Annotated in this window: 18 protein-coding genes and 3 pseudogenes; 10 read left to right on the top strand and 11 right to left on the bottom strand. The window is 62.9% G+C overall.

Translation table 11 applies throughout. From position 1 onward, the window contains the following. Positions 1-67: 67 nt before the first annotated feature. Complete coding sequence (locus C4901_RS16555) at positions 68-484, bottom strand: peptidoglycan-binding protein (RefSeq protein WP_110138346.1); 417 nt, start codon at positions 482-484, stop codon at positions 68-70. Between the two features lie 231 nt (positions 485-715). Here C4901_RS16555 and C4901_RS16550 point away from each other — a divergent pair, with 231 nt between their 5' ends. The 3 genes from C4901_RS16550 to C4901_RS16540 all read left to right on the top strand — a co-directional run bounded on the left by C4901_RS16550 (position 716) and on the right by C4901_RS16540 (position 2,945). After that, the gene (locus tag C4901_RS16550) at positions 716-1,210 is read left to right on the top strand and encodes a MarR family winged helix-turn-helix transcriptional regulator (protein WP_205736088.1); all 495 of its coding nucleotides are present in this window, start codon (positions 716-718) and stop codon (positions 1,208-1,210) included. Between the two features lie 163 nt (positions 1,211-1,373). Next, positions 1,374-2,018 (top strand): YceI family protein, encoded by a 645-nt coding sequence (locus C4901_RS16545; RefSeq protein WP_110138344.1) that lies wholly within the window; start codon positions 1,374-1,376, stop codon positions 2,016-2,018. A gap of 48 nt (positions 2,019-2,066) precedes the next feature. Further along, the gene (locus C4901_RS16540; protein WP_110138343.1) at positions 2,067-2,945 is read left to right on the top strand and encodes a hypothetical protein; all 879 of its coding nucleotides are present in this window, start codon (positions 2,067-2,069) and stop codon (positions 2,943-2,945) included. Positions 2,946-3,020: 75 nt separating this feature from the next. Here C4901_RS16540 and C4901_RS16535 read toward each other — a convergent pair whose 3' ends face one another. Beyond that, positions 3,021-4,067, bottom strand: a complete 1,047-nt coding sequence (locus C4901_RS16535) for a ribonucleotide-diphosphate reductase subunit beta (protein WP_255410686.1) — start codon at positions 4,065-4,067, stop codon at positions 3,021-3,023. 222 nt (positions 4,068-4,289) lie between these two features. Next, positions 4,290-4,517 carry a sulfurtransferase TusA family protein gene (locus C4901_RS16530; RefSeq protein ID WP_110138342.1) on the bottom strand — a complete coding sequence of 76 codons (228 nt, stop codon included), beginning with the start codon at positions 4,515-4,517 and terminating at the stop codon, positions 4,290-4,292. A 350-nt stretch (positions 4,518-4,867) separates the two neighbouring features. Here C4901_RS16530 and C4901_RS16525 point away from each other — a divergent pair, with 350 nt between their 5' ends. From C4901_RS16525 to C4901_RS16505, 5 genes are all read left to right on the top strand, one after another. Then, entirely contained in the window at positions 4,868-5,497 is a 630-nt protein-coding gene (locus C4901_RS16525) for a transglutaminase family protein (RefSeq protein ID WP_110138341.1), read from the top strand. A 551-nt stretch (positions 5,498-6,048) separates the two neighbouring features. After that, on the top strand, positions 6,049-6,315 hold the full coding sequence (locus tag C4901_RS16520) for an AbrB/MazE/SpoVT family DNA-binding domain-containing protein (protein ID WP_110138340.1): 267 nt from the start codon (positions 6,049-6,051) through the stop codon (positions 6,313-6,315). Further along, a complete protein-coding gene (locus C4901_RS16515; protein ID WP_110138339.1) occupies positions 6,312-6,692 on the top strand; it encodes a PIN domain-containing protein in 381 nt (126 codons plus the stop codon). The genes C4901_RS16520 and C4901_RS16515 overlap by 4 nt, the downstream gene beginning before the upstream one ends. 378 nt (positions 6,693-7,070) lie before the next feature. Next, the gene (locus C4901_RS16510; protein ID WP_110138338.1) at positions 7,071-7,883 is read left to right on the top strand and encodes a slipin family protein; all 813 of its coding nucleotides are present in this window, start codon (positions 7,071-7,073) and stop codon (positions 7,881-7,883) included. Positions 7,884-8,257: 374 nt separating this feature from the next. Next, on the top strand, positions 8,258-8,461 hold the full coding sequence (locus C4901_RS16505; RefSeq protein WP_110138337.1) for a hypothetical protein: 204 nt from the start codon (positions 8,258-8,260) through the stop codon (positions 8,459-8,461). Positions 8,462-9,790: 1,329 nt separating this feature from the next. Here C4901_RS16505 and C4901_RS19005 read toward each other — a convergent pair. Further along, a pseudogene (locus tag C4901_RS19005) lies at positions 9,791-10,383 on the bottom strand (ribonucleotide-diphosphate reductase subunit beta); the annotation flags it as partial. A gap of 142 nt (positions 10,384-10,525) precedes the next feature. On the opposite strand from C4901_RS19005, the gene C4901_RS16495 reads away from it, so the two are divergent. Both C4901_RS16495 and C4901_RS16490 read left to right on the top strand, forming a co-directional pair. After that, positions 10,526-10,774: a plasmid stabilization protein gene (locus tag C4901_RS16495; RefSeq protein ID WP_110138336.1), complete on the top strand. Its 249-nt coding sequence runs from the start codon at positions 10,526-10,528 to the stop codon at positions 10,772-10,774. A gap of 5 nt (positions 10,775-10,779) precedes the next feature. Continuing rightward, positions 10,780-11,214, top strand: coding sequence for a type II toxin-antitoxin system VapC family toxin (locus C4901_RS16490; RefSeq protein WP_110138335.1), 435 nt, complete (start codon positions 10,780-10,782; stop codon positions 11,212-11,214). Between the two features lie 644 nt (positions 11,215-11,858). Here the strand turns inward: C4901_RS16490 and C4901_RS18950 are convergent. The 7 genes and pseudogenes from C4901_RS18950 to C4901_RS16455 form a co-directional block, all read right to left on the bottom strand. Beyond that, positions 11,859-12,113 (bottom strand): annotated as a pseudogene (locus C4901_RS18950) (ribonucleotide-diphosphate reductase subunit beta); the annotation flags it as partial. Positions 12,114-12,164: 51 nt separating this feature from the next. Further along, positions 12,165-13,099 (bottom strand): annotated as a pseudogene (locus C4901_RS16480) (ribonucleotide-diphosphate reductase subunit beta); the annotation flags it as partial. Positions 13,100-13,113: 14 nt separating this feature from the next. Next, complete coding sequence (locus C4901_RS16475) at positions 13,114-16,842, bottom strand: ribonucleoside-diphosphate reductase subunit alpha (protein WP_110138334.1); 3,729 nt, start codon at positions 16,840-16,842, stop codon at positions 13,114-13,116. 401 nt (positions 16,843-17,243) lie between these two features. Next, on the bottom strand, positions 17,244-18,092 hold the full coding sequence (gene speE, locus C4901_RS16470; protein WP_110138333.1) for a polyamine aminopropyltransferase: 849 nt from the start codon (positions 18,090-18,092) through the stop codon (positions 17,244-17,246). Further along, the gene (locus C4901_RS16465; RefSeq protein ID WP_065971322.1) at positions 18,092-18,568 is read right to left on the bottom strand and encodes a pyruvoyl-dependent arginine decarboxylase; all 477 of its coding nucleotides are present in this window, start codon (positions 18,566-18,568) and stop codon (positions 18,092-18,094) included. The genes speE and C4901_RS16465 overlap by 1 nt, the downstream gene beginning before the upstream one ends. Before the next feature lie 24 nt (positions 18,569-18,592). After that, the gene (speD, locus tag C4901_RS16460) at positions 18,593-18,994 is read right to left on the bottom strand and encodes an adenosylmethionine decarboxylase (RefSeq protein WP_110138332.1); all 402 of its coding nucleotides are present in this window, start codon (positions 18,992-18,994) and stop codon (positions 18,593-18,595) included. A gap of 318 nt (positions 18,995-19,312) precedes the next feature. Further along, positions 19,313-20,470, bottom strand: a complete 1,158-nt coding sequence (locus tag C4901_RS16455; protein WP_110138331.1) for an acyl-CoA dehydrogenase family protein — start codon at positions 20,468-20,470, stop codon at positions 19,313-19,315. Positions 20,471-20,475 lie beyond the last annotated feature (5 nt).

The raw sequence follows: 20,475 nt of genomic DNA, 5'->3' as shown, positions 1-20,475 counted from the left end.
CGCACCAAAGGCCCTCGAACGCATCTGTCCGCGCATCGGGCAGCCGCCGTGCCCCTTGGGGGCCGATCTACAGTCCCAGGTCCTTCTGGGTCGCCTTGTTGGGGCGGCCGGTCGGCTTGATGCCGTGGGCCTTCTGGAATTTCTCCAAAGCGGTTCGGGTCTCCGGGCCCATCTTGCCGTCGACTGCGAGATGGGCGTGTTCCTTGCGATTCAACGCCGCTTGTATGGATTTTACCCACGGACTCCCGCCTGCTTTGCCGGTGCTGCCGGTCATGGGGCTTGCGCCGGTGGTCTTGGGCGCGCCCATGCCGTGGTGTCCCATCATGCCCGGGTGCCCCATCATGGGATGACCGCTTGCCGCCCCGGTTTGTGATGAGGACTGCGCCCCTCCGGCCTGCGCGAAGGCGGCGGCCGGTAAGGCGCCGGCGAGCACGACGCCGAGCAGCGTACGCTTGGTGAGCAATCGGATACGCAATCGAGACATGGCCCTTCTCCTTGTTGAGTCCCCACGGAACGCTAATGACCAACGCGACCCTGTTGCCCACCGGGGGGGTTACCGGCAGGGGGTCGCGGGCTTCAGCGTACGAGAACAGCGGCCCTCTGGTATCCCCCCAAAGTCCTCCGCGCGCCTGGTCTTGCACCGCCTGACGTGATCGACCTTTCGTGCGATAATCCGTAGCCAGACTATCGTCACAAAAACTATCGAGGGTTGGCCATGCCAAAAAGGGATTCACAGGAGGCGCCTGCATCGACGTCGTTCGTGGGCATGACCGAGCTCGCGGCGCGCGAACCCTTTCTCGGCGTCTTGCGCGAGCTCGCGGAGGCCTACCATGCCTTTTCCAGTTACTCGGCGGCGCATGTCCGCGAATTGGGCCTCACCCCGGCGCAGTTCGATGTCATCGCCACACTCGGTCGCACCGAGGGTCTTGCGTTGAGCGAGGTGGCCCGCAAGACCTTGATCACCAAGGGTACTTTAACCGGGATCATCGATCGCCTCGAGGCCAAGGGGCTGGTGTTTCGGAAGGTCCCGAGCGGGGATCGCCGCAGCTTTCACGCGGTCTTGACAGGCGCGGGCGAGGCCCTGTTCGCGCGCGTCTTCCCGATGCACATACAGCACCTAAAACGCGTCTTTCTCGACATGAGCCCCGATGATCTCGATCGGACGCGCCGGGATTTGCGCCGCCTGCGCGAGCGATTTCGCGAACCGTGAGAGACTATAGTTTGGATATTGACAATACCCCTCCGTAATAGTAGTTTGTATACAGACTATCTGCATAAGAAGCGATAGGGCTTGTGGCGATACCCGCCGGACGGTCGGCAAGGGCCGGAATCCGGGCCCGGCGGATTCGCACCTCAACTAAAGGAGAACGGTCATGTCCTCATTGCGTTTATCCACTCTGTGCCGCGCCGCCCTTGTCTCGGGTCTCATCTCCGGTGGGTTCGTGCCGCTCGCGCATGCGGCGCGCTATCACCGCCTGACCGGCAGCCCCAACGGGACCTACCGGATAGACCCGGATCATTCCCTGGCGTGGTTCACCATCGGCCATGCCGGCGTTGCCGTGGTCGTGGGACGTTTCGACAAGATGTCCGGCACCTATACCTTCGATAGCGCCGCGCCCTCGCGCGACGCGGTGGCGATTCGCATCGCGGCGTCCAGCATCGATACCGATTTCCCGATGCGCGACCATGACCTGCGCGGTCCGGATTTCTTCAATGTCCGGGAGTTTCCGACCATCAGCTTTCGCAGTACGCGCTTCAAGCCCCAGGGGGCGAAGACGGGCCTTCTCTACGGGCGCCTCACCCTGCACGGTGTCACCCGGCCGGTCGTATTTCACGTCCGCGAGGTTGGTGCTGGCGAGGTTGCGGCCCTCCCCAAGCCGTGGGGCGGTTATCTGTCCGGCTACGAGGCCACGACCACCATTCGCCGTAGCGCGTTTGGCATGGCGGCCTATGCCGGCATGATCGCCAACCGTGTGCATCTGCACGTCAATATCGAGGGCGTGCGCACGGCGCGGTAAAGGGTATATGGCCTGCCGGCCTATCCGGCGCACCGGGGGGACATCATCATGTGGGCGCTGTTCCATTCATCGTTCGTGAAATCCCAGCTGCTGCACGTCGTTCTCGTGCCGGGGACGGTGGCCGGGCTTACCGTCATGTCCTCCCGGTTTTTGGCCGCCGGCGCCCCCCGGCTGGGGCGCGGTCTCGCCGCGCTTCCCGCCCCGGCGGCCTTCCTTGCCGGCTATTTCGCGGTCTACCACGACTTCACCTTTCCACCAGCGACGGTGTTGTCCTGGGTGCCGTGGTTTGTCGTGGCGCTGGCGGTCGCCACATCCCTTGCAAGCCGGATCGGCGCCGGGTTCATGACGGTTGCCCTGCCGATCCTGGCGGCCGCCAGCGCCACGGCGGTCCTGCTCTGGCCTATTCTCGGGCGCGACCCTCCATTCATGGCCGTGCCGCTTTGGGCAGCCGCAACCGCGGTGTGGTCCACGCTGTGGCTCATATCGGGCTTGCGCGATGTCGCTCGCCGGCCACTCGCCAGCGTGTCTCTCGTCGCATCGGCCGGTCTTGCGGTCGTGGCGCCGCTCTCCGGGAGTATTCTGCTGGGCGAACTCGCGGCTGTGCTGGCCGTGGCCCTTGTGGCCATCGTAATCCAGGCGGGCCCGGGCGGGACCCCAGACCTATCCGATGCCGGGCGTGCCACCACCGCATTTGTGCTGGGCGCCCTCGTGCTGGATCTGCGCTTTTATGCGGGGGCGGGGGCTGGGATCATCATGGCGCTCGTGGCGTCCCTCACCATCGGGCTCGCCACGAGTCTCGCTATCCGCCGCTACCCGTTCAAGGGACCTTGGGTGGTGCTGGCGCCGGCCATTGCCGCTTCGATCCCCGTGGCAGTCGCAGTCGGCCTCGCCTTCAGGGCCTCACAAATGGGGGGCGGCGGGTACTGAGTGGCAAGATGCGCGCGCTACGGGCTTGGGGCCTCACCGCGCACATCTTGCCATGGCGGGTCACGCCGCCCCCTATCAGTCCCAGGTCAGCCCCCCGCCGGTCCGGTATTCCGTCACGCGCGTCTCGAAGAAGTTCTTCTCCTTCTTCAGGTCCAGCATCTCGCTCATCCACGGAAAAGGGTTGGGTGTCCCGGGATGGATCTCCGGCAGGTCCAGCTGGGCGCAGCGGCGATTGGCGATATAGGTGACGTATTGATGCATCTGGTTGGCATTGAGCCCCAGCACCCCGCGTGGCATGGTATCGGTGGCATAGGCGCATTCGAGATCCACGGCGGTACGCATCAGCCCCAGGATCTCGGCCTGAAAGTCGGGACTCCACAGTTCGGGGTTCTCGATCTTGATCTGGTTGGCGAGATCGATGCCGAAGTTACAGTGCATGGATTCGTCACGCAGGATGTACTGGTATTGCTCGGCGGCACCGACCATCTTGTTCTGGCGTCCCAGCGCCAGGATCTGCGCGAACCCGACATAAAAGAACAACCCTTCCATCATGGCCGCGAAGACGATGAGCGAGCGCAACAGCGCGGCGTCGGTCTCGCGCGTTCCGGTCTGGAAGCGGGGTGCCGCCAGGACCTCGATGTGAGGGAGCAGGAACGCATCCTTGTCGCGGATCGACGGGATCTCGCGATAGGCGTTGAAGACCTCACCCTCGTCGAGGCCCAAGGACTCGACGATATATTGATATGAGTGCGTGTGGATCGCCTCCTCGAAGGCCTGCCGGATCAGATATTGCCGGCATTCCGGCGCGCGGATCTGGCGGTAGGTTCCAAGGACGATATTGTTGGCCGCGAGCGAGTCCGCAGTCGTAAAGAATCCGAGATTGCGCTTGACGATGCGCCGCTCGTCCTCGGACAGACCATGGGGCCTCTTCCAGAGTGCGATATCCCGCTCCATGCTGATCTCTTGCGGCATCCAATGATTGGCGCAGGCGTCGAGATACTTCTGCCAGGCCCAGGGGTAGCGCCGCGGGGCGCTCGGATCAAGTGTGACCGGGGCCCTCAGGATGGTGTAGGGCTCGGCTTCTCGTTGCGGTTCGTGCCTGGAGGGCGACGGGGTGCTCATGGTGGTCGACGGCTCCCGATTGGTTATCAATGGACTGTTGGCGGATGGGCCCCGACTCGGGACGTTCGGCCATGGCCGGCGCACGGTGCCCCGGTCGGTAGGGGAGTGACTCCGCAACGAGGGTAAACCGGCTGGCTCCGGGGGCATCTTGCGATATATCAAAAAACCGCCCACAAGGCGCGCCCGCTGCCGGACACACGCCCCCGGGCAACCGCCCAGCGGTTACGCGCGGCGAATCCAGAAGTGCAGTTCCCCGTCGCATTCGTGGCTTTCGAGCAGGGCATGGCCTGTCTGTCGGCAAAATGCCGGGATGTCCCGGCGCAGAGAGTCCTTATCGGCCGACACCAGCAACACCTCCCCGGGCGCCATGCCCGCGAGTTCCCTGGCGAGCGCGACGATGGGTTGTGCGCAGCACAGACCCTTGAGGTCGATCGATTTCGTGGTGTCCATAGGCCCTCCCTGTTCGTCGGCTTGATTGGCAGGCCTGGCGTCGTCCACAGACGTCGTCGCCATTCGCGCCCCGGCCTGCCGGGCACCCCCGCTCGCGTGGCCCTCTTCGCCTAAGGTCCCGGGTCCGGTTCGTCGGCGTCCCCTCGGCAGCCAAGAGGCGCGCGAATCCCGTTTGGGTCCGCACGCCCGGCGGCGGCTATCGAACCCATTCACTCCGTGCTCGCAATCGCGCCTAAGCGCGTCGGTCTTCCCGTTGAAGAAGATATTGTTACAATGACAGGCCGAATATTGGCGGCGCCGCGACCCAAGCCCGTTTGCCCGTCAACGCCGCTACCGGTGAGAAATGCACCATGAAATATCATGAGCCGCATAAGGCCTTTCTGCGAATGGATGCCGTGGTCGACGGGGATAACCCGCGGGTCCGCTGGGTCGCCGAGCAACTTACCCGCGACGATCCCGTAGCGACCGCTGAACGCTGCTTCACCTTCGTGCGGGACGAGATTCTGCATAGCGTGGATGCCGCGCGCGAGGAGCTGCCGGTATCGGCCTCCGCGGTCCTGGATACCGGCAGTGCCCTGTGTTTTGGGAAAAGCCATCTTTTGGTCGCGCTGTGGCGGGCCTGCGGTCTTCCCTCGGGTTTTTGCTACCAGCGCCTGCGGTTCGATGACGCCAACCCCGATCGTCACGCGACGCATGGTCTGGCCGCAGTCTGGCTCCCCCGATCCGGCTGGTACCGTTGCGACGCCCGCGGCAATACCAAACCCGGCATCGAATGCCTCTTCACGCCCGGGACGGAAAGCCTCGCCTATATGGCGAGCGAGGAGGGTGAGCGCGATTATCTGGACGTCTGGGCACAGCCCTGGCGGCAGGTGCTAGGCGATCTCTTGGGCATGAGGAGCGTGTCTGAGTATCTCGCACGGTCGATCGATGCCGTCCCGCCCACGGCCGATCACCTGCGCGAGCGGGTGCGCGCGGCGTGATGCCTGGGACTTGGACGCCGGCCGGCGCGCCTCGCCCGGCCCCATCGTCTCCCGGAAATGCCGCTTTATTCCGCCGCACCCCGGTCCGATTCACGTCCCCTTTGGGCCTGTAGCAGATGAGACGACTCTAGGCCCGGATGAAAAGGCTGGGCGCGTTTGCGCATGCATGGCGCTCATGGCCAACCGGGAGGAGGTGGCACCATGTTGAGAAGTGGTCCGGCGCACAGGAAAGGCTTGGGGTAAGATCTTGGGGAATGGTGAGCGCACGCTACACTGGCGGCAGGGCATGCCGTCATGGCCTGTCGAGGGGATGTCAGCCCCTATCTGTATCTCGGTGCGGGTAGGGTGGCCCCGAGGAAGCAGGAACCCGCCGAAGCGATCCCGTGCCGTGTGCATTGAGCGCCGTAGGAATCTCCGGCCTTCAGGCTGGGGGGATGTCAATGAAGGTCGATCAGAGACGTGGGTGTTAGACGTCGATCACCGCACGCCGCGATTGGCAAAGGCTGTATCAGGTGACATAATAAAAAAATCGTGTCACGCGCGGACAAGTTATGGCAGATGATGTCAGGGCCGATGTTCAGGTGGGCGCTCATGGGCGTCTTGTGATCCCGGCTCGGCTGCGTCGCGCCCTAAAGCTCCAGTCAGGCGACCGACTCGTGGCGCGCCAGGTAGGCGAGAGCCTCGTGTTGGAGCGTCGTGAGGCGATTGAGCGCCGTCTTCAGGAGCGCTTCGCGCATGTGTCACCAGACGCGAATCTGGTCGACGAACTCATAAGAGAGCGACGTGCCGAGGCCGCCAAAGAAGTCTTGGGGAAATGAGCCGAGTGCTTGACGCCTCGGCACTGTTGGCGTTCCTAAACCACGAGTCAGGGGCCGAGATCGTGCGCTCGCTCCTGGACGAGGCCACGGTTTCGGCGGTGAATTGGGCGGAGGTGTTGCAAAAGGCCCTGGGTCGGAGCGTGAATGTCGCGGGCATGGCCGCGGACTTCGCTGACATGGGTACGGTGATCGTGCCATTTACGGAAGAGCAGGCCGACGTCGCCGCGACGCTTTGGGCGAAAACCCGCTCCCAGGGGTTGTCGCTGGCCGACCGGGCGTGCCTTGCGCTCGCGGCCGTGAAGGGGGTGCCTGTCTGGACCGCGGACAGGGCTTGGGGGCAACTCTCCCTGGGTATCGACATTCGCATCATCCGTTGAGGTCTGGGACCGCAATGGCGTGCCGCCCGAGACGGTATTGCGTCCGGCCGGTGGCGCCCGAGTCTCACCAAGACCTGAGGCAACGGCCGCTCGCATGATCGCGGGCCCGCGCCTTGTATGTCTGTTCGCAAAGCGAGGTCTAGGGCGACCCCTGGGCGATCGCGGCGTGGCTTGCCTGCTGGCGTGGGCACGACCTATCCCCGTTTCGCCAGGCCCGGAGCCTGGGTCCCGCGCCGACGCTCCGAAGCCCCATGATCGCTATAGTCTCCGCGCCGGTCTATCCTATAGAGATTATGCGGCCGTAAATGGCCAATAGCCCATCCTGGCTGGCCATGCCCCTCCCGCCGTGGATCTTGGCCGCCGCCCAAGGAGCCCCCCATGATCTTTGAACCGGTTCTTATCCTGGTCTTCCTGGCTGCCTTTCTGATCTTTTGGTCGCTCAACATCATCTATGAATACCAGCGCGCGGTTGTCTTTACCCTCGGACGCTTCTCGCAGGTCAAAGGTCCTGGCCTCGTCATCGTCATCCCGCTCATCCAGCGCAAAGTGCGCGTGGATCTCCGTACCCAAGTCCACGACGTGCCGGTCCAAGAGGCGATCTCCCGGGACAACGTCTCCATAAAGGTCGATGCGGTCTTGTACTTCCGTGTCATTGACGCCGCCAAGGCCTTCATTCATGTCCAAGACTACTTCTCGGCGACGAGCAAGCTTGCCCAAACCACCTTGCGCTCTGTCATCGGCAAACACGAGCTCGACCAGATGCTGGCTGAGCGCGACAAGCTCAATACCGACATCCAGGATATACTGGAAAACCAGGTCGCTGCCTGGGGTATCGAAGTCATCAACGTGGAGGTGCGCGATATCCTTTTGACGGATGACATGATCCGAGCCATTGCCAGACAGGCTGAAGCCGAGCGAGATCGCCGCGCCAAGATCATTCATGCCGACGCCGAATTTCAAGCGGCTCAGACTCTCACAAACGCCGCCACCATCCTGGCCTCTGCCGCGGGCGGCATGCAGCTGCGCTACCTTCAAACCCTGAGTGAAATTGCCAGAGAAAACAATTCCACCGTCATATTCCCCATGCCCATCGACATCGTCAAACCGTTTTTGGATATCGTGGAGCACGCCGCCGCAACGCGGGGTAGCGGTCACGCCGTGACCATCACGCCTCCCTCGGGTGCCGCGTAGGTCCGACCAGAGAAAGATCGTAAGGCACGGCTTCCTGCTCTTTCGAGACTTCAAGAATGGTCACCTCCCATCCGCGCAAACCCGTTTGCTGTCCTATTACATATCGGTCGATCCCCGTTTATATTTTGTCGAAATATGCCTAGGAAGGGAAGAAATTTAAAAAGTCGGTAAGAGCGAACTTTCCTGGTGTTTCGCTGACTGAGTACTACGTAACGGATGCGCCCCCATATTCGAGGGACACGAGCAGATATTGCCCATGGTCATCCATGGTCGAGTTCACGCCGACTCGACAGATATCATATACCCGGTATGCGGGAGCGCTACGGTTACGTCTATGGAAAGTTCGAAAATCCACACATCAAGGAGTCAACATAATGCATGAAGGCGCTGAGCACCATAAGAATGCCGCGAAACACCATACCGAAGCTGCAAAACATCATACAGAGGCCGCAAAACATCATGACGCCGGACAGCACGAAAAGGCGGCGCATCATGCGCACCTAGCGCACGCGCACGGCACTCACGCTGCTCATCATCATGAGGAAGCGGCAAAATATTACGCCGCGCATCATAAATAAGCGAACCGCGTGAGCCGTATTACCAGTTGGGGGCTTCTGCTCCTAACTGGTAACGTCGTGCGTGTCGGAAACCGGCTCGAACATCAGATGGCGCAGCCATCCACGCCTGGGCGCGGGCCATCAGTCTCATGGAAGATCAGTGGCCGAGACGCGTGGCCGCACAAGAACGGAGTTTTGATGAAGATCGGGCCGCCTTCCCGGCTGAAGCCCGATCTATCGAAGCGCTCGCGCAACGTAAGGATGTGCATTACCACACCTGCGCACAGCGGCGCATGCCTCGCGATTCCCGGGCCCCCGTTTCCGGATGGCCCAGCGCAACGACTCACGAGAGTTGACGATGACCGTCCCGTCTCATTGGTGGCGAGACTGCAGGTTATTATAAATCAGCGGCTTAGCCAAAAACGTCTCACTGGCCGTGAAACCAAATCTCACTAATCGCGAGACTTTCCCCAATCCGTCTCACTAAACAACCGTGCGCCGGCCTTCAGTATGCGCGACGGGACGTCCCAGTCGCCCTGGGCCATGCGGCCCACAATGTCGCGCCTTCGATCTCAGCGCAATACTCATGATCTCTCCGCTCCGCTACGAGATGTCGCGCCGCAGCCGTCCTGCGGGCGAGCCGTGCGCTTTTCGGGCGCACAAGAGGCTCGCCCACAATAACTGGACGGCGTGTCGACATTGCGGGCCGCATGGCCCGTGTCCTTGCAAGTGGCTTGCGGCCACCCCGCCCGGACCTGCGCCCATTGCCGGCCGAATGGCTGGTCCCGCGGCCTACGCGCCCCCGCTTCGCTCCGTGGCGCGCAGCGAGCGTGATTTCACGTATTTCCCAAATCAGCGCCCCCGCCAACCGTCGCCCCGCCTGGCTTGCGGGACGGGTGGGGTCTGTAGATAATGCCGCAAGGCACCGAGTACGGCGCTAAGACCCCAGCTTCCACCACTGGAGGGGCTTGCGTGGCACCATCCACGCCTAGGGTTCTCTTACGCCCGGATCTCAAACTGCGTGGGTCCGACGATTTCTCAGCCAACGGTCTCAGACGCTTTTTCGTCGGGTCGGGCGCCCACGACTCGGCGGGGGCCGCGCGCCGTGCCGAATTCCGACAGCGGCGCATGCCCGGCAATTTCCGTGCGTCTTGTTTCTCGGTGGCCTAGCGTGATGACTGGAGGATAGACGTAGCCTCGTGCCCATCCTGAGGATATAAGCACGTGCTCGCCGAGAAGGCTCCAAGGGCCGCCACCTCACTCCTGGTATCCGAGTCTCGCGACTAATGAGACGAGTCTTGCCACTAATGAGATTAGTCTCGTGACTAATGAGAATCGACGATGACCCTTCTAATCCCAGGACAGCGCCCCACCGGTCTGATATTCCGTCACGCGCGTCTCGAAGAAGTTCTTCTCCTTCTTCAGATCGAGGACCTCGCTCATCCATGGGAACGGGTTGGTCGCGCCCGCATACTGGAGGGGCAGACCAATCTGCTGGCAACGCCGATTGGCGATGAACTTGAGGTAATCATCGAACATCGCGGCATTGAGTCCGAGGACCCCGCGCGGCATGGTGTCGACGGCATAGCGGTACTCGAGCGCCACCGCCTGCTTTATGAGGTCGATCACTTCGTTTCCTTATCAGATATGCAGCCGCCTCGCGGTACATGTTGAAGATCTCGCCCTGGTCGAGGCCGAGGCTTTCCACGATGCGCTGATAGGCGTGTGTGTGCAGCGCCTCCTCGAAGGCCTGCCGAAGCAGGTACTGCCGGCATTCCGGATTGGTGATGTGGCGGTAGATCGCGAGCACGAGGTTGTTGGCCACGAGCGACGAGGTTGTTGGCCACGAGCGAGTCGGCGGTCACAAAGAAGCCGAGATTGCGCTTTATGATGGTGCGCTCGTCGGCGGTGAGCCCGCTGGGGTCCTTCCAGGTCGCGATGTCGCGCGATGTGGGGAGCCCGCCTGTTGGCGTGGCCGCGACTTCTCTCCGTTTCGTCCCGTACCGGGCTAAAACCGGCCTGCGCTTGCGTTGCTATCAACGCATGCAGTGACTATTATGTGAGAAGGCTTGGCGAGGAGGAATAATGGCCAGCATCACGATTCGCAACCTCGATGAGGATATCAAGGCACGACTGCGTGTGCGGGCGGCGTGTCGGGGGCACTCCATGGAAGAGGAGGCGCGCTCCATCTTGCGGGCGGCGCTGCGCAGGGAGTCGGGCCCAGGCCAGAATCTGGTGGAGAGGATTCGCGCACGCTTCGCCCCGCTTGGTGACATCGCATTGCCGCAGGTTGAGCGCGAAGACCCCCCAAGGTCTCCGGACTTCGAGGACTAGGCCGGGTGCTCGTCCTTGATACGAACGTGCTGTCGGAACTTTTGCGTATCACCCCCGACTCCATGGTCGTCGAATGGGTCGCGGCCCAGCCCCTGTCCGGTCTCTACACCACCGCCATTACCGAGGCAGAGATGCTTTATGGTGCCCATTTACTCGCGGCGGGCCCGCGTCGGCGGCAGTTGGAGCACGCGCTCGCCGGGCTTTTTGAAGAGGATTTTTTCTCGCGCATCCTGGCCTTTGATAGCGCCGCGGCCCGCTTTTACGCCGAGATCGCCGCAAAACGCAAGGCCCAGGGCCGCCCGATCACGCAAGCAGACGCCCAGATCGCAGCGATTGTCGCGTCCGCCGATGCTCGACTCGTTACCCGCAATGTGCGGGATTTTGAGGAGTGCGGGATTCAGGTCATAAACCCCTGGTCCATTGGCGTTCAGGAAGCCTAGTCATTAGTTGCTAGCGATATCGCAGAGATTTCCATTGGCGCTTGAGCCATTTTTCGGAAATCCGGTGGCCGCGCTCTGACGACATATCATCTGACTGAGATAAGCATAACGCACCTCCAAAGCGCGTTGGATCGGGTCGTCACCGCCGAGGCCAGGGCATCGTTGGCGCTCGACGTGCGGCCCATATGGCGCGCCGACGCGAAGGGACACGTGTGTTTAGCACGACTGGCGCACGGGTCCAGTAGCGGAGGGTAGGGAAGCCGGCGCGCCCCTTCCGTACATTACACATTACAACTTCAGTAAACCGGGAGAGCTTCCGATGGCCCCTGCTATGGAAGTGGGCGCAGCAGTCCGCGCCTGGGCGCGGGCACGAGTCATCAGTCTCATGGAAGATCATCGGCCGAGACGCGTGGCCGCACAAGAATGGAGTTTTGATGAAGATCGGGCCGCCTTCCCGGCTGAAGCCCGATCTATCCAAGCGCTCACACTACGTAAGGATGTGCTACTACAGTTGACGATGACCCTTCTAATCCCAGGACAGCGCCCCACCGGTCTGATATTCCGTCACGCGCGTCTCGAAGAAGTTCTTCTCCTTCTTCAGATCGAGGACCTCGCTCATCCATGGGAACGGGACGATGACCCTTCTAATCCCAGGACAGCGCCCCACCGGTCTGATATTCCGTCACGCGCGTCTCGAAGAAGTTCTTCTCCTTCTTCAGATCGAGGACCTCGCTCATCCATGGGAACGGGTTGGTCGCGCCCGCATACTGGAGGGGCAGACCAATCTGCTGGCAACGCCGATTGGCGATGAACTTGAGGTAATCATCGAACATCGCGGCATTGAGTCCGAGGACCCCGCGCGGCATGGTGTCGACGGCATAGCGGTACTCGAGCGCCACCGCCTGCTTTATGAGGTCGATCACCGATGAACTTGAGGTAATCATCGAACATCGCGGCATTGAGTCCGAGGACCCCGCGCGGCATGGTGTCGACGGCATAGCGGTACTCGAGCGCCACCGCCTGCTTTATGAGGTCGATCACCTCGTTCTGGAAGGCCTCGGTCCACAGCGCCGGGTTCTCGATCTTGATCTGATTGATGAGATCGATGCCGAAGTTCAAGTGCATGGATTCATCGCGCAATATGTACTGGAACTGTTCGCTCGCGCCCATCATCTTGTTGCGCCGGCCGAACGACAGCATCTGCACGAAGCCGACATAGAAGAAGATGCCTTCCATGATCACGTAGTAGCCGATCAGGTTGCGCAGAAATCGCCGGTCATTCTCTTCGGTGCCCGTGGAGAAATTGGGGTTCATGAGCTCGCGAGTGAACTGTAGCTCGAACACATCCTTGTCCGATATGCACGAAACCTCGCGGTACATGTTGAAGATCTCGCCCTGGTCGAGGCCGAGGCTTTCCACGATGTGCTGATAGGCGTGTGTGTGCAGCGCCTCCTCGAAGGCCTGCCGAAGCAGGTACTGCCGGCATTCCGGATTGGTGATGTGGCGGTAGATCGCGAGCACGAGGTTGTTGGCCACGAGCGACGAGGTTGTTGGCCACGAGCGAGTCGGCGGTCACAAAGAAGCCGAGATTGCGCTTTATGATGGTGCGCTCGTCGGCGGTGAGCCCGCTGGGGTCCTTCCAGGTCGCGATGTCGCGCGACATGTTCACCTCTTGCGGCATCCAGTGGTTCGCGCAGGCATCCAGGTACTTCTGCCATGCCCACTGATACTTGAAGGGCACGAGCTGATTGACATCGGCCTGGCAGTTGATGATGCGCTTGTCGTCGACCTGGACCCGTCCCGACCCGATCTTCAGGTCCTCAAGTCCGGTGACGCCCCCTTGAGGGGAGTTGGCCGTGGCCGGTGTGCCGTCAAAATCCAGCATGTTTCCCTCCTGATTTATTGGCATGCCTCGCACTGCGGGTCATTGATGGCGCAGGCCTTGGGGGCCTCGGGCACCGCACCGCGTACCGCGTTCAGGGCCCCATCGTTTAGCGTCGACTTCTCCACCGAGGTGGCGCCCAGGGTGCGTAGGTAATAGGTAGTCTTCAGCCCCTTTTCCCACGCCAACATATACATATCGGACAGCTTCCGCCCCGAGGGTTCCGCCATGTAGAGGTTCAGACTCTGCGCCTGATCGATCCACTTCTGGCGGCGCGATGCGGCCTCGATGAGCCAGCGCGGTTCGATCTCGAAGGCGGTGGCGTACAGGGCCTTGAGGTCGTCTGGCAGGCGGTCTATGCCGCGCACGCGCCCGTTGTAATACTTGAGGTCATTGACCATCACCGGGTCCCACAGGCCGCGCTCTTTCAGGTCGCGAACCAGGTGTTCGTTCAGGACCGTGAACTCGCCGGACAGGTTCGACTTCACGAACAGGTTCTGGTAGGTCGGTTCTATGCTTTGCGCGACCCCGGCGATATTCGAGATCGTGGCGGTCGGTGCTATCGCCAGACAGTTCGAGTTGCGCATCCCATGCTGCGCTATGGTCTCGCGCACCGGCGTCCAATCAAGCGCGACGCCCCGGTCCATGGACAGCGACCCGCCGCGTGCCTCCTCCACGAAGGCAATGCTGTCTATGGGTAGGATCCCCTGGCTCCAGAGCGACCCCTCATAGCTCGCATAGGTGCCACGTTCCTTGGCAAGCTCGCTTGAGGCGAGGATCGCATAGAAGCTGACCGCCTCCATGGATCGGTCGGCGAAGGTCATCGCCTCGTCCGAGCCATATGGCAGGCGCAGCTTGTAGAGCGCGTCCTGGAAGCCCATGAGCCCGAGGCCGACCGGCCGATGGCGCAGGTTGGAGGCGCGTGCCTGGGGCACGGAGTAATAGTTGACGTCGATGACGTTGTCGAGCATGCGCATCGCGGTGCGCACCGTGCGCCCGAGTTTCGCCATGTCCATGCCGCCCTCATCGCCGACGTGGGCGGCGAGGTTCACGGAGCCCAGGTTGCAGACCGCGATCTCCTGATCGGAGGTATTGAGCGTGATCTCGGTGTTCTTGGTGATCAGGCCGTTGACGGTCCACGCATGGGTCGGCGAGTCCACCATGAGGCAGTAGGCATCCTCTTTGGGGAGCGGCGTGAGCCCGGTGAATGTCGCATAGCCGCGCTGCTTGTCGCTCACATGCGGGCTGTCGCCGTGGTTCAACGGGAAGTCTTCCTCGCCCACCTGCAGCACGGACGCGGCTATCGCATGGCCCTCGCTGCTGCTCATGATCAGACGGAAGAGCGAATGCCGCCAGTAGGCCTTGTCGATCTGCTGGATATGCGTCTCGACGCCGAGATTGGCCCACACGATCTGCAGGCTTTCGATGAACGGCTGGTCGTAGGAGGCGAGGGTGAGGCTCTTGATCATCCCGTTCCCGGCCTGATAGAGGCCGCGCAGGTAGGCTGTCACCGTCTCCTTGTCGCCCTTCCAGATGAGCTCCGGGATGCCGACGTGGGTATGATCGCGCTCGTCGTGGGTCTCGTGCCAGGACTCATGGGTCTCCCCGGTCTCGTGCGAGATCACCGCCATGCGCGCCTTGCCGATATAGGCAAAGCGTGTCGCCTCGAGTTCGGTCACCATGCGATGCCGCCCGTAGGCGCTGCTCGCGGTCATGAGCCCTATCACGAAGGCGATCTCGGGGTTATGCATGGGCCCGAACAGCCCTTCGCGTTGCTGAACGAGCAGACGGTCCCCGGGCTTCAAGTGCCGCGCCTCGACCCAGCCGCGGTCCTTCACCCACACCTTGTGGTCCGGTGTGACCTTGTGGCGGTAGCCTTCCGCGGTTTCTATACGGACGATCGGGGCGTTGGGTCGTGGCCGCAACATCTCCGATGCGTCGTAGACACCGTCAAGCCCGACGACCCGGTTCTTGCCGCCCAGGGCATAAAGCTCGCCCACGGTCAGCAATCCGCGATCCGTCACCACCCGCTGGTCGGCGGTCATGCAGCATAGATTGGAGCTGTGGACCACGCCCCTGTGGCGCTGAGGACTGCGCAGATTGCAGGGGTCTTTGAAGGTAAGCCACGGGTGGCCGGTCTCAAACAGCATCGACAGCATCTTGCGCCACAGATCCAGCGCCCGGACCTTCTTGAAGAGCTTCAGTTCGCCGCGCGCCACCTGCTCCTCGTGGCGTTCATAGGCCGCCCGGAACGCCTCACCGTAGACATCGTGCAGGTCCGCGGTGTCCGATGGTGAAAACAGCGTCCATTCGGCGCCCGCGCGCACCCGCTCCATGAACAGGTCCGGTATCCAGTTTGCGGTGTTCATGTCGTGGGTGCGCCGTCTGTCATCGCCGGTGTTCTTGCGCAGCTCGAGGAATTCCTCGATGTCCAGATGCCAGGTCTCGAGATAGGCGCAGACCGCACCCTTGCGCCGCCCCCCCTGATTGACCGCCACGGCGGTATCGTTGGCGACCTTGAGGAACGGGATTACCCCCTGTGATTTGCCGTTGGTGCCCTTGATGCGCGCCCCCAGGGCGCGCACGCGCGACCAGTCGTTGCCAAGGCCGCCCGCGTATTTCGATAGCAGCGCGTTGTCCTTGATGGCGCTGTAGATGCCATCCAGGTCGTCCGAGACCGTCGTCAAGTAGCACGATGACAGCTGCGAACGCAGCGTGCCGGCATTGAACAGGGTCGGGGTCGACGACACGAAGTCGAAGGTCGACAGCGCCTCATAGAATTCAATGGCGCGTGTCTCCCGGTCCACCTCGTTCAAGGCAAGCCCCATGGCTACGCGCATCCAAAACGCCTGGGGTAGTTCGATGCGCCGCTCTTCGCGGTGTAGGAAGTAGCGGTCATACAGCGTCTGGAGGCCGAGATAGGTGAAATTCAGGTCGCGGTCGGCCTTCAGTGCCTGTCCGAGGCGCGCGCCGTCGAATTCGGTCAGCCGTGGGTCGATGAGCTCCGCCTCCACCCCTTCGCGGATGAAGGCCTGAAAGTATTCCGCATATTCACCGCGCATCTCGCCATGGGTCACCGACCGGCCGAGCACCTCGCGTCGCAATACATCAAGCAGCAGGCGCGCGCTCACATAGGTGTAGTTCGGTTCCGTCTCCACCAGCGCGCGGGCGCTCAGGATCGCCGACTGCATGACGTCGCGTTCGTCGACCCCGTCGAACAGGTTGCGGAGCAGGGCCTGGAGCACGCCGTCGGCCGAGACCTCACGCAGGCCGCTGCAGGCCTCATCGATTACGGCCTTGAGTCGGGCCCGGTCGAGCGGCACGCTGCGTCCATCGGCGGTGCGGACATGAATCTCGGGTTCCTGGGCCGCGGCTTGGGCGCTGGCGCGCGCCTGGGCGCGCTGTTCGCGGTAGAGGACGTAGCGCCGGGCGGTCTCGTGGTGGCCGTTGCGCATGAGCGCAAGCTCGACCTGATCCTGGATGTCCTCGATATGGACGGTGCCGCCGCCGGGGAGCCGACGGGTCAGCGCCGCGATGACTTGGTCTGTGAGTCCCGCCACGATCTCGCGCACGCGCGTCGAGGCCGCCCCTGAGTTGCCCTCGGTCGCCAAAAAGGCCTTGGTGATGGCGATCGCGATCTTGGAGGGGTCAAATCGCGTGGCATGCCCGTTGCGGCGAATGACGCGTAGGCCGTTTTCGACGACCGCCGCGCCTGGGGAAGCCTGTGACGATTGCGCGTAATCCATGGGGCCAGGTCTCCTTGGGGAAAGCGAATACGAGGTCAGGAGTCTACTGCAAGCGAGCGGCCTTGATCAACATCAACAACAAGATATTGGGAATAAGCATGGTCTGATGCACAAGACCTAGCCCGCCGATCAGCTATCGCCTGGGGCCGGGCGGTACCCGCCGGACGATAAGCGGCGTCTTCCGCTTAGAGCCGCATCTTCAATAAAAATTCCGGGGAGGCGAACGCCGCCTGATGGATGCCGGCGTTGTAGTAGCGGGTGGCGAAGGCGCGTTCGTAGGCCTCTGCGCGAAAGCCCGCGAGCATCGCCTCCTTGCGGGCCTGGTTGCCCCCCTGTCTTGCCCGCCGTGCTATCGCCCCGTGACGGGCGGGTGCCGCGCCGACGATGAGCCGCGCGTGGGCCTAGAGCAGGGTCTTGAACAAAAATTCCGGGGAGGCGAACGCCGCCTGATGGATGCCGGCGTTGTAGTAGCGGGTGGCGAAGGCGCGTTCGTGGCAGGCCTCTTCGCGAAAGCCCGCGAGCGTCGCATCCTTGCGGGCCATGGTCGCGCTCCACCAGCCCGACGGGTAGGTGCATTGCGGGAAGTGGATGGTGGCGACGTCCAGAAAATTCGCGCCGCGCAAGGCCTCGTGCATGGCCTTGATCAGGGGCGCATGAAAGAGCGGCGACTCGCTTTGGCCCACGACGATGCCGTCGGCCTTGAGCGCCCGATGACAGTCGGCGTAGAAGGCCTTTCCGAAAAGTCCGGCGGCCGGGCCGACCGGATCCGTCGAATCGACGATGATGATGTCGTAGGATCCCGGCTTGGCGTCCGCGACCCAGCGGATACCGTCTTGAAAATGGAGATGCGCCCGCGGGTCGTCGTTGGCGGCGCACAGCTCCGGGAAAAACTGTTCGGCGACGCGCGTCACGCGCTCGTCCAGCTCCACCTGATCGACGTGTTCCACCTCATCGTGCTTCAGGACCTCGCGCAAGGTCCCGCAGTCACCACCGCCTATGATGAGCACCCGGCGCGGCGTCTGATGGGTGAAGAGGGCGGGGTGCGACATCATCTCGTGATACACGAAGTTGTCGCGATCGGTCACCATGACCAGACCGTCCAAGGTCATGAGCGTCCCGAAGGTCTCGGTCTCGTAGATCTCTATGCGCTGATAGGGCGATTGCTCATCATGCACCTTGTCCTTCACGCGCAGCGAGATCGCCGACCCCTGGTCTGCCCATTCCTCCGTGTACCAACCGGCCTTGTCCATCAGAGGTCCCACAACACCACGGCGGCGAACGCCGCGCCGATCTTCTCGACGCGATGATCGATGGCCATCGATTTCAGGGTCTTTACCTCCCAGCCGCGCTTGCGCATGCCCTCTTCGGCCATGCGCCGCACCACCGACTCCGCGTCCTCGCGGTGACCATGGGCATGGTATTCCATGATAAGCCCGGGCTTTGCGGGATCGGTCGGCCAGGCCGCCGCCACCGCCGCGCAGATCATGGAACCCGGGATATCGGATTCCATGGCGGCGTAGGCCACGGGCACGAGCGCGCCGGGCGGGAGCACAAGCTCCGTGATCGGCACCTCGCGGGTCCCGGGAGGGACGATGGACGACATCTTGACGAGATTCGTGTTGCCGATGCCGGCGGCCAGCAAGGCGCCGTCGAAGGCATTCAAGGGCGTATAGCCCTCACTCGAGCCCGTCACGAAGGTGTGGGACGTAGGCGTCTTGATAATCATGGCAAATCCTATCTTCGGGGCGGATCAGCCCATCGCGAGCTTCATGGCCGGTTGTTTGTCCTCGGCCACCGACATCATGTCGATCTGCCCGCGGTGGACCTCCATGGTCGACACATGGCCGGCGACCAGGGCCTCGCGCAGGTGATTGAAGCCGGTCTCCGCGGAAACGGAGTCGCCGCAGGTGAACAGGTCGACTGCCGCATAGCCGTATTCGGGCCATGTGTGGATGGCCAGATGGCTTTCGGCGATGATGACCGCGCCCGAGACCCCGTGCGGGGAAAAGTGGTGGAACGTCTCCGTGACGATCGTGGCGCCGGATTTCACGGCGGCCTCCAGCATGTGGTTCCGAATGTATGCGACGTCGTTCAGAAGCGCTTTGTCGCATCCATAAAACTCGGCCACAATCTGATGTCCAAGTGAGCGCATGGGCAAGCCCTCCAATTCTGTTACCGAGGAACTCCCAGACCTTCGTCTAAGGCAGTCCCGTTGAAGTAGCTCCCGTGCACACCCGGTCAGCGTTAGGCCTGAGAGCGATGGGATCGCTAACAGAGAATGGCGGCCGCCTTCGGTGCCGTGGAATCGGGCGAATCATAGGCATCTTTTTCCGCTAATGCAATTTGATTTTGCGTCCGGGGGCAAAATTGTCGGTTCGTCTCCGTCATTCGGCCGGATCCGGGCGCCGGGCGTGGCCTGCGCGCGGGCAAAGCCACAGTGCGCGCCGTGCCTGTGGGGGTGGGGGCGTGGTCAGGCGACCGGCAAAGGGCCGCTGCTTTTCGCGAGCGCGATCTCGCGGGCGAGGTGTTTCAGGGCGGGTGTGACAAGCGCGACGAAGTATGCCTCGCGCACGCGCCGCTGGGCGGGATGGCGCGCGAGGTAACCGTTTGCACCGCAATGCAGCAGGGCGCTCTGCGCGGCGTCCAGTGCCAGGCGCGTCCCGCGCGCGCGGAGCGCGAGGATTTCGTCGAAGCGCGCGGGCGCACAGCCGTCGAGCCCGTCGGCGGCCGCCTGGGTCTCGGTGCGCAAGGCGTGCAGCCGTTCGCGCAGGTCTTCCGGCTGGTGCTCGACAAAGGCATTGGCGGGCCGCGCCGGCGACCGCGTCTCGTCGATGAGGGTGAGCGCCCCCCGCACCAGACCGAGCGCCATGCCCATCTGCGCCAATATGAGCCCAGGGCGCATGCGCGCGAAGTAATCGTCGAACCCCTCGTCCGGCGCGATCACCTCGCTGTCTGCGAGAAACACGTCGTCGAACCGGCAGCTCATGGTCGCTGTCCCTTCGAGCGCGCAGAACGGCCCGGCGCGTCGCAGCGTGAGCCCCGGCGCGCCGGCACGCGCAAGCGCCATCAAGGTCCCGCCAGGCGTGGCCGCGGCCACCGCGAACACCGCCCCGGCGACCAGGTTCGATACCCACGGGAGGGTGCCGTGGATGCGGTAACCGCCGGGCACGGCGACGGCGCGCAACCGTAGCGGTTCGAGTTGTGATCGGGCCTTCAGGAGATTGGACAATCCGGTGCCCGCCGGTTGCTGTCCTGAGCAGAGCGCGGGGAGCAGGCGGCGTTTCAGCGGCGTGTTGCCGCTTTTTTGAAGATACCAGGCGCATGATGTCTGGCACCATACAAGAAAGCCCGTCGAGACGCAGTGCTCGGAACACGCCTCCATGCCCGCGATCACCCCCTTCAGCCCCCCGGGCCGCCCTCCGTAGCCAAGATCGACGGCGTGTCCAAAGCCGTAGACCCGTCCGTAGTCGCGCAGGAAGGCCTGCGGATGGAGGCCCTCCTCATCGATCCTCGGCGCCAGAGCGGCGAGTTGGTCCGCCACCAGGCGCCGCAGGCGCGCCAGATCCTCCTCGCCCCCCGCGACCACTGGGGCGTCGGCCCGCCTGGCATCCCCGTACATCTCGGTCATCGGAC

It is taken from the genome of Acidiferrobacter sp. SPIII_3, from assembly GCF_003184265.1.
Taxonomy (GTDB): domain Bacteria; phylum Pseudomonadota; class Gammaproteobacteria; order Acidiferrobacterales; family Acidiferrobacteraceae; genus Acidiferrobacter.
Note: the sequence above shows the minus strand (reverse complement) of the source record. Positions and strands in the feature narration are given on the sequence as shown.

Excerpts from the sequence above, each read along its gene's own strand:
- C4901_RS16525 (WP_110138341.1), top strand. The coding sequence starts at position 4,868 with ATGAAATATCATGAGCCGCATAAGGCCTTTCTGCGAATGGATGCCGTG.
- C4901_RS16475 (WP_110138334.1), bottom strand. The coding sequence starts at position 16,842 with ATGGATTACGCGCAATCGTCACAGGCTTCCCCAGGCGCGGCGGTCGTC.
- C4901_RS16515 (WP_110138339.1), top strand. The coding sequence starts at position 6,312 with ATGAGCCGAGTGCTTGACGCCTCGGCACTGTTGGCGTTCCTAAACCAC.
- C4901_RS16510 (WP_110138338.1), top strand. The coding sequence starts at position 7,071 with ATGATCTTTGAACCGGTTCTTATCCTGGTCTTCCTGGCTGCCTTTCTG.
- C4901_RS16495 (WP_110138336.1), top strand. The coding sequence starts at position 10,526 with ATGGCCAGCATCACGATTCGCAACCTCGATGAGGATATCAAGGCACGA.
- C4901_RS16545 (WP_110138344.1), top strand. The coding sequence starts at position 1,374 with ATGTCCTCATTGCGTTTATCCACTCTGTGCCGCGCCGCCCTTGTCTCG.
- C4901_RS16540 (WP_110138343.1), top strand. The coding sequence starts at position 2,067 with ATGTGGGCGCTGTTCCATTCATCGTTCGTGAAATCCCAGCTGCTGCAC.
- C4901_RS16455 (WP_110138331.1), bottom strand. The coding sequence starts at position 20,470 with ATGACCGAGATGTACGGGGATGCCAGGCGGGCCGACGCCCCAGTGGTC.
- C4901_RS16555 (WP_110138346.1), bottom strand. The coding sequence starts at position 484 with ATGTCTCGATTGCGTATCCGATTGCTCACCAAGCGTACGCTGCTCGGC.
- C4901_RS16530 (WP_110138342.1), bottom strand. The coding sequence starts at position 4,517 with ATGGACACCACGAAATCGATCGACCTCAAGGGTCTGTGCTGCGCACAA.
- C4901_RS16535 (WP_255410686.1), bottom strand. The coding sequence starts at position 4,067 with ATGAGCACCCCGTCGCCCTCCAGGCACGAACCGCAACGAGAAGCCGAG.
- C4901_RS16465 (WP_065971322.1), bottom strand. The coding sequence starts at position 18,568 with ATGATTATCAAGACGCCTACGTCCCACACCTTCGTGACGGGCTCGAGT.
- C4901_RS16550 (WP_205736088.1), top strand. The coding sequence starts at position 716 with ATGCCAAAAAGGGATTCACAGGAGGCGCCTGCATCGACGTCGTTCGTG.
- C4901_RS16505 (WP_110138337.1), top strand. The coding sequence starts at position 8,258 with ATGCATGAAGGCGCTGAGCACCATAAGAATGCCGCGAAACACCATACC.
- C4901_RS16520 (WP_110138340.1), top strand. The coding sequence starts at position 6,049 with ATGGCAGATGATGTCAGGGCCGATGTTCAGGTGGGCGCTCATGGGCGT.
- speD (WP_110138332.1), bottom strand. The coding sequence starts at position 18,994 with ATGCGCTCACTTGGACATCAGATTGTGGCCGAGTTTTATGGATGCGAC.
- speE (WP_110138333.1), bottom strand. The coding sequence starts at position 18,092 with ATGGACAAGGCCGGTTGGTACACGGAGGAATGGGCAGACCAGGGGTCG.